Source organism: Pseudomonas sp. LS2P72 (genome assembly GCF_054897865.1).
The window spans coordinates 6,128,995-6,142,500 of sequence record NZ_CM142708.1 but is presented as its reverse complement, the minus strand read 5'-3'; the positions used below and the strand labels follow the sequence as shown (position 1 = coordinate 6,142,500).

5 protein-coding genes and 2 rRNA genes (1 of these 7 only partly in view) are annotated in these 13,506 nt (G+C 58.6%); all 7 read left to right on the top strand.

What is annotated here, in order from left to right:
• A 23S ribosomal RNA gene (locus ACYZUA_RS28200) occupies positions 1-1,881 on the top strand (it extends 1,011 nt beyond the left edge of the window).
• Between the two features lie 150 nt (positions 1,882-2,031).
• Positions 2,032-2,147, top strand: a 5S ribosomal RNA gene (gene rrf, locus ACYZUA_RS28195).
• Positions 2,148-2,303: 156 nt separating this feature from the next.
• Positions 2,304-5,753: an exodeoxyribonuclease V subunit gamma gene (recC, locus tag ACYZUA_RS28190; protein ID WP_461961455.1), complete on the top strand. Its 3,450-nt coding sequence runs from the start codon at positions 2,304-2,306 to the stop codon at positions 5,751-5,753.
• Entirely contained in the window at positions 5,753-9,439 is a 3,687-nt protein-coding gene (gene recB / locus ACYZUA_RS28185) for an exodeoxyribonuclease V subunit beta (protein ID WP_461961454.1), read from the top strand. The genes recC and recB overlap by 1 nt, the downstream gene beginning before the upstream one ends.
• Positions 9,436-11,544 (top strand): exodeoxyribonuclease V subunit alpha, encoded by a 2,109-nt coding sequence (recD, locus tag ACYZUA_RS28180; protein ID WP_461961453.1) that lies wholly within the window; start codon positions 9,436-9,438, stop codon positions 11,542-11,544. Before recB ends, recD begins: the two co-directional genes overlap by 4 nt.
• 120 nt (positions 11,545-11,664) lie before the next feature.
• Positions 11,665-12,240 carry a YfiR family protein gene (locus tag ACYZUA_RS28175; RefSeq protein ID WP_461961452.1) on the top strand — a complete coding sequence of 192 codons (576 nt, stop codon included), beginning with the start codon at positions 11,665-11,667 and terminating at the stop codon, positions 12,238-12,240.
• Positions 12,237-13,505 (top strand): diguanylate cyclase domain-containing protein, encoded by a 1,269-nt coding sequence (locus ACYZUA_RS28170; RefSeq protein WP_461961451.1) that lies wholly within the window; start codon positions 12,237-12,239, stop codon positions 13,503-13,505. Before ACYZUA_RS28175 ends, ACYZUA_RS28170 begins: the two co-directional genes overlap by 4 nt.
• Position 13,506: the final 1 nt, after the last annotated feature.

The following is a 13,506-nucleotide window of genomic DNA, read 5'->3' as shown; positions in this document are numbered from 1 at the left end:
AGTGGGAAACGATGTGGGAAGGCTTAGACAGCTAGGAGGTTGGCTTAGAAGCAGCCACCCTTTAAAGAAAGCGTAATAGCTCACTAGTCGAGTCGGCCTGCGCGGAAGATGTAACGGGGCTCAAACCATACACCGAAGCTACGGGTATCACTTAGGTGATGCGGTAGAGGAGCGTTCTGTAAGCCTGTGAAGGTGAGTTGAGAAGCTTGCTGGAGGTATCAGAAGTGCGAATGCTGACATGAGTAACGACAATGGGTGTGAAAAACACCCACGCCGAAAGACCAAGGTTTCCTGCGCAACGTTAATCGACGCAGGGTTAGTCGGTCCCTAAGGCGAGGCTGAAAAGCGTAGTCGATGGAAAACAGGTTAATATTCCTGTACTTCTGGTTATTGCGATGGAGGGACGGAGAAGGCTAGGCCAGCTTGGCGTTGGTTGTCCAAGTTTAAGGTGGTAGGCTGGAATCTTAGGTAAATCCGGGATTCTAAGGCCGAGAGCTGATGACGAGTTACCCTTTGGGTGACGAAGTGGTTGATGCCATGCTTCCAAGAAAAGCTTCTAAGCTTCAGGTAACCAGGAACCGTACCCCAAACCGACACAGGTGGTTGGGTAGAGAATACCAAGGCGCTTGAGAGAACTCGGGTGAAGGAACTAGGCAAAATGGCACCGTAACTTCGGGAGAAGGTGCGCCGGTGAGGGTGAAGCATTTACTGCGTAAGCCCATGCCGGTCGAAGATACCAGGCCGCTGCGACTGTTTATTAAAAACACAGCACTCTGCAAACACGAAAGTGGACGTATAGGGTGTGACGCCTGCCCGGTGCCGGAAGGTTAATTGATGGGGTTAGCTAACGCGAAGCTCTTGATCGAAGCCCCGGTAAACGGCGGCCGTAACTATAACGGTCCTAAGGTAGCGAAATTCCTTGTCGGGTAAGTTCCGACCTGCACGAATGGCGTAACGATGGCGGCGCTGTCTCCACCCGAGACTCAGTGAAATTGAAATCGCTGTGAAGATGCAGTGTATCCGCGGCTAGACGGAAAGACCCCGTGAACCTTTACTATAGCTTTGCACTGGACTTTGAATTTGCTTGTGTAGGATAGGTGGGAGGCTTTGAAGCGTGGACGCCAGTTCGCGTGGAGCCAACCTTGAAATACCACCCTGGCAACTTTGAGGTTCTAACTCAGGTCCGTTATCCGGATCGAGGACAGTGTATGGTGGGTAGTTTGACTGGGGCGGTCTCCTCCTAAAGAGTAACGGAGGAGTACGAAGGTGCGCTCAGACCGGTCGGAAATCGGTCGTAGAGTATAAAGGCAAAAGCGCGCTTGACTGCGAGACAGACACGTCGAGCAGGTACGAAAGTAGGTCTTAGTGATCCGGTGGTTCTGTATGGAAGGGCCATCGCTCAACGGATAAAAGGTACTCCGGGGATAACAGGCTGATACCGCCCAAGAGTTCATATCGACGGCGGTGTTTGGCACCTCGATGTCGGCTCATCACATCCTGGGGCTGAAGCCGGTCCCAAGGGTATGGCTGTTCGCCATTTAAAGTGGTACGCGAGCTGGGTTTAGAACGTCGTGAGACAGTTCGGTCCCTATCTGCCGTGGACGTTTGAGATTTGAGAGGGGCTGCTCCTAGTACGAGAGGACCGGAGTGGACGAACCTCTGGTGTTCCGGTTGTCACGCCAGTGGCATTGCCGGGTAGCTATGTTCGGAATAGATAACCGCTGAAAGCATCTAAGCGGGAAACTAGCCTCAAGATGAGATCTCACTGGGACCTTGAGTCCCCTGAAGGGCCGTCGAAGACTACGACGTTGATAGGTTGGGTGTGTAAGCGCTGTGAGGCGTTGAGCTAACCAATACTAATTGCCCGTGAGGCTTGACCATATAACACCCAAGCAATTTGCGTCGAAAGACCAGATTGCGGTGTGTGAAGACGCAACGAACCGAAAATTCGAGAGACTCACAAAACACCCGCTGTCACATACCCGATTTGCTGAAGCGAGGCCGACTGGCCACGACTCGGTACCCGAATTTCTTGACGACCATAGAGCATTGGAACCACCTGATCCCATCCCGAACTCAGCAGTGAAACGATGCATCGCCGATGGTAGTGTGGGGTTTCCCCATGTGAGAGTAGGTCATCGTCAAGATTAAATTCCGAAACCCCTATCTGCGAATGCAGGTAGGGGTTTTGTTTTGCTCGCGGGAAAGTTCCCACAACAATACCGGACGGCTCCCGGCTGTCACAGTCTCCCGACAATGCTAAGGTTCGGCCCTAGCTTTTGTATTTTCCCAAGGAAGCCTTTATGCCGGACGCGACGTCCCTCAGTGCTGGTTTTATGGTGGTTCACGGCAACCGCCTGGACGAGTTGCGTAGCCTGGTAGTCAGCTGGATGCGGCGTTACCCGTTGGCTCCCTTGGAAAATGAAATTGCCTTGGTGCAGAGCAATGGCATCGCTCAATGGCTGAAGCTGGCACTGGCAGAAGACCCTGAAGACGATGACATGGGGGGCTGCGGAATCGCAGCAGCCATCGACGTGCAGTTACCGGGTAGCTTCATGTGGCAGCTCTATCGCATGGTGCTTGGACGTGACGAAATCCCGGTCAAATCCCTGCTCGATAAAGCTCCCTTGACCTGGCGTCTGATGCGTCTGCTTCCGCAGTTGATCAACCAACCGCACTTCGAACCCCTGCAGCGCTTCCTTACGAATGACACAGACTTACGTAAACGCTATCAATTGGCGGAGCGACTGGCGGATCTGTTCGACCAATACCAGGTGTATCGTGCCGACTGGCTTGAAGACTGGGCAGAAGGTCGCCATCAATTACGAAATGGCAGAGGTGAAACCAAACCTCTGACCCCGGCTAACTGCTGGCAGGCAGAGTTGTGGCGTGCGCTGCTGCTGGATGTGGGTGAACAAGGCATGGCGCAAAGCCGAGCCGGCGTCCATCAACGGTTTATCGAGCGCATCAACAGCCTCGACGTCGCCCCCAGCGGATTGCCTTCGCGGGTGATCGTTTTCGGGATTTCTTCACTGCCCGCTCAAGCCCTGGAAGCACTGGCTGGGTTGGCCCGGTTCAGCCAGGTTCTGCTCTGCGTGCACAACCCGTGTCGTCACCATTGGGCGGACATCGTCGCCGATAAAGACCTGTTGCGGCATCAATACAAGCGTCAGGCTCGCAAGAGCGGAATGCCGGTTGTACTCGACCCGCAAACCCTTCACCAGCATGCCCATCCACTTCTGGCGGCATGGGGCAAACAGGGGCGGGACTACATCAATCTGCTCGACAGCTACGATGATCCCAACAGCTACCGCTCGGCATTCCGCGATGGTCGTATCGATCTGTTCAGCGATAGCCAGCCACAGAACATGCTCAATCAATTGCAGGACGACATTCTTGAGTTGCGTCCCTTGAACGAGACTCGCGAGCGCTGGCCAGCTGTCGATCCGGCAAACGACGAATCGATCCGTTTTCACATTGCCCATAGTGCCCAGCGTGAAGTGGAGATCCTCCACGACCAGTTGCTCGCACGCTTCAGTGCTGATCCGGATTTAAGGCCTCGCGATGTGATCGTGATGGTCCCGGACATCGACAGCTACGCACCGCATATTCGTGCGGTATTTGCTCAGCTTGAACGCCACGATCCGCGTTTCATTCCCTTCACACTCGCCGATCAAGGACAACGTGGCCGTGATCCGCTACTGATTGCTATCGAGCATCTGCTCAAACTGCCCGACAGCCGTTTCCCCGTGAGCGAGATCCTCGATCTGCTGGATGTTCCTGCACTACGTGCTCGCTTCGGTGTAGAGGAACGTGATCTGCCGACCCTGCACCGTTGGATCGAAGGTGCAGGCATCCGGTGGGGCATGAATGCCGGGCAGCGTGCGGGTCTTGGTCTGCCGCAAGAGCTGGAACAAAACAGTTGGCGTTTCGGCCTGCGACGGATGCTGCTCGGTTATGCCGTGGGCAGTGCCAATGCCTGCGAGGGTATCGAGCCTTACGACGAGATCGGTGGTCTGGATGCCGCGCTCATTGGGCCTTTGGTCGCGCTGCTGGACGCATTGGAGATTGCCCACCAGGAACTCTCTCGACCCGCAGCTCCCAAACAATGGGGTTTTCGATTGCACGCACTGGTTCAGTTGTTTTTCCTGGCCAGTAACGAGCATGACGACTACGTATTGGCCCAACTCGAAGAGCTGCGTGAAACCTGGCTTGAGACGTGCGAGTCAGTTGGCTTGCATGATGAGCTGCCGTTGACCGTGGTCCGTGAAGCCTGGCTCGCCGGCCTTGACCAAGGCCGCTTGTCCCAGCGTTTTCTAGCCGGTGCGGTTAACTTCTGCACCTTGATGCCCATGCGCGCGATCCCGTTCAAACTGGTCTGCCTGCTGGGCATGAATGACGGCGACTACCCGCGCGCGCAGCCGCCATTGGACTTCGATCTTATGGGCAGTGATTACCGCCCTGGCGATCGCTCCCGACGTGAAGATGACCGTTATCTGCTGTTGGAAGCCCTGTTGTCGGCACGTGACCAACTCTATATCAGCTGGGTCGGTCGCAGCATTCGCGATAACAGTGAACGCCCTGCGTCGGTATTGATCGGCCAATTGCGAGATCATCTGGCTAGTGGCTGGCGACTGCATGAGGTCGACGAAGATCTGCTTGAGGCCATCACTCAGGAACATCCACTGCAACCGTTCAGCGCCCGCTACTTTCATGAAGGCGATGATTTGTTCAGCTACGCGAATGAATGGCAGGTGCTGCATCAAACCAGTGAGCCGTCGACTGATATCGAGTTCCTTGATCCCTATGTTCAGGAGGAGCCGCTGAGTCTTGGTCAACTGCAGGACTTCCTGCGTAATCCTGTGCGACATTTCTTCAGTCAGCGACTGAAGGTGTACTTCGAGTCGTCTGAAGTGCCCTTGGCTGATGAAGAGCCATTTGTACTCGATGCGTTGCAACGTTACAGCCTCAGCGACAGCTTGCTCGAAGCGGCGCTGGGTCATCTGGATAGCACCGATCAGATATTGGAAGCGCAGGCAAAACGTCTGCAAAACAGTGGGCTCTTGCCCATGGCCGGGTTCGGTGAATGCCTTCAGCGAGAGTTGATCGAACCGTTGCCGGATCTGTTGCAGCGTTACCAACAGCTTTTGGCGTTATGGCCAACGCCGCTCACCAACGCCCTGCCAGTGAATCTGGAGTTGCAGGGGCTGCGCCTGGAAGGTTGGCTCAGCGGCCTGCATCAACGTGCGGACTGTGGTTTGCTATCAGTCACTACAATCCCCAACAGCATCGGCTCAATCAAATCTCGCAAATGGCATCGGCTGACACGGCCTTGGGTCAATCATCTGGTTGCCTGCGCCAGTGGTATGGCGATGACCACCGCGTTGGTGGCCAGCGACGACAGTCTGCTACTCGGTCCGATGGAGGAGGGCGCAGCCTTGCGGATTCTGGGCGACCTGTTAATGGCTTGGCAAACCGGCATGCGTCAACCGCTGCCGATTGCGGTGAAGACCGGCTTCGCATGGCTTTGTCAAACCGATCCGGTTAAAGCCCAGGCCGCAGCCCGCAAGGCGTATGAAGGCGATGGCCTGACCACCGACGGCGAGCGTCGCGAAAGCCCTGCACTCGCCCGGCAGTTTGCCGACTTCGACACGCTTGTCGCAGACGAAACGTTCCCGGACTGGTGCAACGCGTTGTACCGGCCGTTGCTTGAAGCGCCCTGGCGTTCATTGAACAGCGAGGAGGCGCGCTGATGAGCACGAAACCTCTGGCCTTGGCATTTCCCCTGCGCGGCAGCCAACTGATCGAAGCGAGCGCCGGGACCGGCAAGACCTTCACCATTTCCGCGCTGTATCTGCGCCTGGTCCTTGGCCACGGCGCAGAGTCGAGCGGCTTCGGACGTGAACTGTTGCCGCCGCAAATCCTCGTTGTGACGTTCACCGATGCCGCGACCAAAGAATTGCGCGAACGCATCCGCACACGTCTTGCTGAAGCAGCGCGGTTTTTTCGCGATGAAACACCGGCGCCCGATAGCCTAATCGCGGAGCTTCGTGAGGAGTACCTTCCCGAGCAGTGGTCCGGGTGCGCGAACCGCCTGGACATCGCTGCGCAGTGGATGGATGAGGCAGCAGTTTCAACTATCCACAGTTGGTGCCAGCGCATGTTGCGCGAGCATGCGTTCGACAGCGGCAGCCTGTTTACACAAACCCTGGAAACCGATCACAGCGATTTGCTGGGCGAAGTCCTGCGCGATTACTGGCGCCTGTTTTGCTACCCGATGCAAGGCGATGCGCTGAACTGGGTGCGCGGTAATTGGGGCGGTCCAGCGGCTTTACTGCCGCGAGTGCGTGGTTTGTTCGCCAGTGAGCGAGACAGTGTTGAAGGTAAAGAGCCTGCCGAGCTGATCACGGCGTGTCTGCTGGAGCGACGGGCTGCGTTGCTCGAACTCAAGATGCCCTGGCGCCAGTGGGCGGACGAATTGCTTGCCATCTGTCACCAGGGAGTTGCGAGCAAGAGCGTCGACGGTCGCAAGATGCAGGCGCGCTATTTCGAACCCTGGTTCGAAAAGATCAGGGCCTGGGTTGAAGACGAATCCCTTGAGCAACTGGATATCGGCACCGGCTTCACGCGCCTGACTCCCGAGGGTATGGCTGAAGCCTGGAAAGGCGAAGTGCCCAGTCATCCGGGACTGGATGCCATGCCCGGACTCAAGCTCAGTCTCGATGGATTGCCTACACCTGATGCCGCCGTGCTGCAACATGCCGCCCGGTGGGTCGGTACACGGTTCGAGGAAGAAAAGCGTCGCCGCGCGGAGATGGGCTTCGATGACATGCTGTTGCGCCTCGATGCAGCGTTGCAGTCCGATGGCGGTGAGCGGCTGGCGACCCTGATTCGTGAGCAGTTTCCGGTGGCGTTGATCGACGAGTTCCAGGACACCGACCCAGTGCAGTACCGGATCTTCGAGAGCATCTATCGCATCGAAGACAACAATCCCGAATGCGGTCTGTTCCTGATCGGCGACCCCAAGCAAGCGATCTACGCGTTCCGCGGTGCTGACATCTATACCTACCTGCGCGCCCGCCAGGCCACCACTGGCCGGTTGCATACCTTGGGTACGAATTTCCGTTCCAGCCATGGCATGGTCCGGGCGGTCAACCATGTGTTCGAGCGTGCCGAGTCTCGCGAGACCGGGCGGGGCGCCTTCCTGTTTCGTGAAAAGAATGGCGAGAACCCGGTGCCGTTCCTGCCCGTCGAACCCCAAGGGCGCAAAGAAGTTCTGCACATTGCTGGCCAAGTCGTGCCCGCACTCAACATCTGGCATTTGTCCGCCGAGCAGCCATTGTCCGGCGCGGTGTACCGACAACAACTTGCCGCCGCCTGCGCCAGTGAAATCACCTCTTTGCTCAATGGCGGCCAACAAGGTCGCGCGGGTTTCATACAGGACGGCAAGGACTTCAGAGGGCTGCTGCCAGCGGATATCGCGATCCTGGTCCGCGACGGTAAAGAGGCCCAGGCTGTGCGCGGCGAACTATCCGCCCGTGGCGTGCGCAGCGTCTATCTGTCGGACAAGGACTCGGTGTTCGCCGCCCAGGAAGCACACGATCTGCTGACCTGGCTCAAGGCCTGCGCCGAGCCGGATGTCGAGCGTCCACTTCGAGCCGCGTTGGCTTGCATCACGCTGAACCTGTCGCTGGCTGAACTGGAACGCCTCAATCAGGATGAACTGGCCTGGGAAGCGCGGGTCATGCAGTTCCGCCATTATCGCGAGCTCTGGCGCAAGCAGGGCGTGTTGCCAATTCTGCGGCGATTGCTGCATGACTTCCAGCTGCCTCAGACATTGATCAAGCGCAGTGACGGCGAGCGGGTGCTGACCAATTTGCTGCACTTGTCCGAATTGCTGCAACAGGCGGCCGCCGAACTCGATGGTGAGCAAGCGCTGATCCGTCATTTGTCCGAGCATCTGGCGTTGTCCGGTCAGGCCGGCGAAGAGCAGATCCTGCGTCTGGAGAGCGACGAGCAACTGGTCAAAGTCGTGACCATTCACAAGTCCAAGGGGCTCGAGTATCCCTTGGTGTTCCTGCCATTCATTTGCTCGGCGAAACCGGTGGATGGCAGCCGTCTGCCGCTGCATTACCACGACGCCACGGGCAAGGCCCAAGTGACCTTGAGGCCGACAGCCGAGTTGATAGTTCAGGCGGATGATGAGCGTCTTGCCGAGGATCTGCGCTTGCTTTACGTGGCCCTGACCCGGGCGCAACACGCCTGCTGGCTCGGAGTGACTGATCTCAAACGCGGCAATAACAACAGCTCGGTTCTGCATCTTTCGGCATTGGGTTATCTGTTGGGCGGCGGAGCACCATTGGCCGAGTCGGCAGGTTTGAAGCGTTGGCTGGAAGACCTGCAGCAGGATTGTGCAGCGCTGAACTACGGTGAAATACCTGAAGCGACCGCCGAGCACTACCATCCGCCGCACAACGATGCGACGTTGCTTGCTCCGCTGATACCCAAGCGCAAGGCCAGCGAAAACTGGTGGATTGCTTCCTACAGTGCCCTGCGCATTGGCGACAGCATGAGCGTGGGCACTGATGAAGCGCCGGAGAACCCGCAAGCACAAAAGCTCTTCGACGACGAACGCCTCGATCCGCAAGCACCACGAGAAGTGGTGGCCGGCGGCGCTGATATCCATCGATTCCCTCGTGGCCCGAACCCCGGCACCTTTCTCCATGGTTTGCTCGAATGGGCCGGTGACGAAGGTTTTGCCGCCACGCCGAAAACGGTGGAAGACGCCATTGCCCGTCGCTGCAACCGCCGTGGTTGGGAGGGCTGGATCACTGCCCTGAGCGACTGGCTGCAGCATCTGCTTACGGCCCCGCTGCATATCGGTGGCGGGCAGGCCCCCGTGGTGTTCGAGCGGCTCACCCAATACCGGGTCGAGATGGAATTCTGGTTCGCCAGTCATAAAGTCGATGTGCTCAAGCTCGATGTATTGGTTCGCCAATACACCCACAACGGCGTGCCCCGCGTGGCTGCCGAGCCGGTGTTGCTCAATGGCATGTTCAAAGGCTTCATCGACCTGACGTTCGAGCACGACGGCCGCTATTACGTCGCCGACTACAAATCCAACTGGCTGGGCGTCGATGACGCGGCCTATACCGAGCAGGCTATGGAGCAGTCGATTCTCGACAACCGTTACGACCTGCAATACGTGCTGTATCTGTTGGCCCTGCATCGCCAGCTCAAGGCGCGACTTGTCGATTACGATTACGACCGGCATGTCGGTGGCGCGCTGTACCTGTTCCTGCGCGGTACGCGCGCGTCCAGCCAGGGCGTGTATTTCACCCTTCCTCCAAGAGAGCTGATCGAGCGTCTGGACCGGCTGTTCCAGGGCAAGCCAGAACGCAAGGCCGAACCCGCCTGGGAACAGGGAGTTTTGCTATGAGTCGTACCTTCGCTGATTTGCTGCCCACTTCGTTGACAGCCGAAAGCCTGGCGGATCTGGCGCCGTTGAGTCGCGCCGATGACTTGCTGCTATTGCTGACGCGCTGGGTGGAGCGCGGCTGGCTGCGAGCGCTGGACAAAGCCTTCGTCGCTTTTCTTCATGAGCTCGCTCCCGGCGATGATCCGCTGGTGCTGCTGGCCGCTGCGTTGGCCAGCCATCAACTGGGCCACGGTCATGTGTGCCTGGATGTGTTCGAGACGCTCAAGGAACCGGACTTCGCCCTGTCGCTGCCACCGGAAGGTGATGTGCAAAGTGGCGCGATGTTGCTGCCGTCGCAATTGCTTGAGGCGCTGGACGGTGCCCATTGGTGCAAGGTCCTGGCCTCCAGCAGTCTGGTCGCTTTGGCGGTCGATGGTCGCGAGGCGGCGCAGCATCGGCCATTGGTGTTGTCGGGCAAACGCCTGTACTTGCGTCGTTACTGGGCTTACGAGCGGCGTATCGACACCTCGCTGCGCCAACGCCTGGTGGAACACGAAACCACGCCGGATGATTTTTCCCAGCGCCTCACCAGCTTGTTCGGCCCAGCCAAGCCCGGCGAAGTGATTGACTGGCAGAAACTCGCTTGTGCCCTCGCCACCCGCAGCGCCTTCAGCATCATCACCGGCGGCCCGGGGACCGGTAAGACGACGACGGTCGTGCGTTTGCTGGCGTTGCTCCAGGCCCCGGCGGTGGAGGCGGGCAAGCCGTTGCGCATTCGTCTCGCGGCACCCACCGGCAAGGCTGCAGCCCGACTGACGGAGTCCATCAGTCAGCAGGTCAGGACTCTGGAAGTCGATGAAGCCGTACGAGTGAAGATCCCGTCAGACGTCACCACCGTGCACCGTCTGCTCGGCAGTCGTCCTGGTACTCGACACTTCCGTCACCACGCCGGTAATCGCTTGCCGCTGGATGTCTTGGTGGTGGACGAAGCCTCGATGATCGATCTGGAAATGATGGCCAACCTGCTCGACGCGTTGCCGGCCCATGCCCGTCTGGTGCTGCTCGGTGACAAGGATCAACTGGCATCGGTGGAGGCCGGCGCCGTGCTGGGCGACCTGTGCCGCGACGCCGAGGCCGGTTGGTACAGCCCACAGACTCGCCTGTGGCTGCAAGCGGTCAGTGGTGAAAACCTGGATGCCAGCGGTTTGCAGGAAGACACCCAAGGGACTCATCCGCTGGCCCAGCAAGTTGTGATGCTGCGTCATTCACGCCGGTTCGGCGAGGGCAGCGGCATCGGCCAACTGGCTCGCTGGGTCAACCAGCAGCAACCCGAGAAAGCTCGCAAGTTGTTGGCGGCTCGAAGCCATGACGACGTGTTTTCCCTGTCCCTCAAGGGGGAACTGGACCGGGCGTTGGAACGCTTACTGCTTGAGGGGCATGGCGATGGACCGCAGGGTTATCGGCATTACCTGAGTCTCTTGCGCAGCCTGCGGCCACCGCTCGACAGCACGCTTGATGATACCTGCTGGACCAATTGGGCCCGGCAGGTGTTGCAAGCCTTCGACGCCTTCCAATTGTTATGCGCCGTACGTAAAGGGCCGTGGGGCGTGGAAGGTTTGAATCAACGCGTGACCGCCGCGCTGCTCAAGGCTCGGCTGATCGACAGCGACCAGCAGTGGTACGAAGGTCGGCCAGTGCTGATGACTCGCAACGACTATGGTCTGGGATTGATGAACGGAGACATCGGCATTGCCCTCAAGCTGCCGGAACGCGAGGGGCCAGAGGTTGGGAAGCAGGTGCTGCGTGTAGCGTTCCCGAGAAATGATGGTCAGGGCGGCGTACGTTTTGTTCTGCCGAGCCGGCTCAATGATGTCGAAACCGTGTACGCGATGACGGTGCACAAATCCCAGGGCTCGGAATTTGCCCATACGGCGTTGATTCTGCCGGATGCCCTGAACCCTGTACTCACCAAGGAATTGATCTATACCGGAATTACCCGGGCCAAAAGCTGGTTCACCCTGATCGAGCCGCGTCCTGGCGTATTCGAAGAGGCGGTGAGGCGTAGGGTCAAACGCTTGAGCGGGTTAATGCTGGAATTGGAAGAGGGTGTTGAACCAAGGGGCTGAAAGGGGACGGCGCCAGACGACGGAAACTGTCCGAAGTGCCGTAGGACGCGGCCTCGCTGGTGTTTGAACGCTGTGCTATCGTTGCGGCATCATTTCGCTACGATCGAAGAGAATCCCTGCATGAAGGTCGCTGTCTGGACGACACAGCGCGTTATCGGGTGCAAACAAGTGCTGCTTGCCGGCCTTCTCTGTTTGTTCACCGGCGTCGTTTTCGCTCAGTCGGAAACGCCTGTGAGCCTGGCGGACCAACGTGCCAGATCGGTCACTCAGGTGGTACTCGGGATTCTCAGTTATGCCCGCTGGCCTGTTGAGCCAGCACAATTGCGCTTGTGCATAGTGGGCCCCACCGAATACACCGACGATCTGGTCAAAGGCACGACTCAGGCCACCGGTCGGCCTGTTAGCGTGCGCAGACTGCTGGCGGACAACCCGTCCATTGTTGGTGAGTGCGACGCGGTGTACATCGGCAAACTGACCAGTGATGAACGCAGTCAGCTTTTCGCCTCGCTGATGGGGCGTCCGGTGCTTAGCCTCAGCGAAGGCGACGACCCGTGCACCGTCGGCAGTCTGTTTTGCCTACGGGTCAGCGATGAGCAAGTGTCCTTTGAGGTCAACCTGGATTCCGTCGCCCGAAGCGGCGTGCGTATTCACCCCAGTGTTCTGCAACTGTCCCGCCGCAAGCCGGCAGCGCCATGAGTCTATTCAAGTCGGGTAGCCGCCCAACCTTGCGCTCGGTCATCGGGCGCGGACATTTGATCGTCGCACTCGTGGGCGTGGCCATGGCCAGCATCTCGCTGACGTTGCTCGGTGTACTGGCGTTGCGGGTCTATGCCGACCACAACTTGCACCTGATTGCGCGCTCGATCAATTACACCGTGGAAGCGGCGGTGGTGTTCAACGACACGTCTGCCGCTACCGAAGCGTTGGCGTTGATTGCGTCCACCGAAGAAGTGGCCGATGCCCAAGTGCTGGACGAGCAAGGCACGTTGCTGGCTCGCTGGGAACGGCCGGAAACGGGCCTGTTCTCTGATCTCGAAATGCAGATTGCCAAGGCCTTTCTGGAAAAACCGATCAGCATGCCGATTGTTCATCAAGGTCAGGAAATTGGCAGCATCCGGCTCACCGGTCACGGGGGCAGCCTGTTGCGTTTTCTACTCAGCGGTCTGGTCGGCATCGTCTTGTGTACCGCCGTCAGTGCATGGGTAGCGCTCTATCTGGCGCGCCGACAACTTCGCGCAATCACCGGCCCGTTGCGCAGCCTGGCGTTCGTGGCTCACGCCGCCCGCAGCGAGCGAGCCTTCGATCAGCGTGTGCCACCCGCCGCCATCGCCGAACTCGACAACCTGGGCAATGACTTCAATGCCTTGCTCGATGAGCTGGAATCCTGGCAGACCCACCTGCAAAGCGAAAACGAAACCCTGGCCCACCAGGCCAGCCATGACAGCCTCACCGGGTTGCCGAATCGGGCTTTTTTCGAAGGCCGGCTGATTCGAGCGCTACGTAATGCCCACAAGCTCAACGAGCAAGTGGCGGTGCTGTTTCTCGACAGCGACCGGTTCAAGGAAATTAACGATAACTTCGGTCACGCCGCGGGCGATGCAGTACTGGTGGCCGTAGCCAATCGGGTTCGTGCGCAGTTGCGTGAAGATGATCTTGTGGCGCGTTTGGGGGGTGACGAATTTGCCGTCATGCTGACGCCGCTGCATAAGATCGAGGACGCAGAGCGGATTGCCGACAAAATCATCGCCAGCATGGAAGAACCAATCCCGTTGCCGGGCAATACCCAAGTGTTGACTTCACTCAGCATCGGCATTGCCGTGTACCCCGATCATGGGGCTACACCGGGCGCTTTGCTTAACGCCGCCGACGCGGCCATGTACCAAGCCAAGCGCCTTTCCCGAGGCGCACAGCACACGGCCGGGTCGGAGCACCTAGTCGCCCATGTTCAGACCAGGAGCTAAT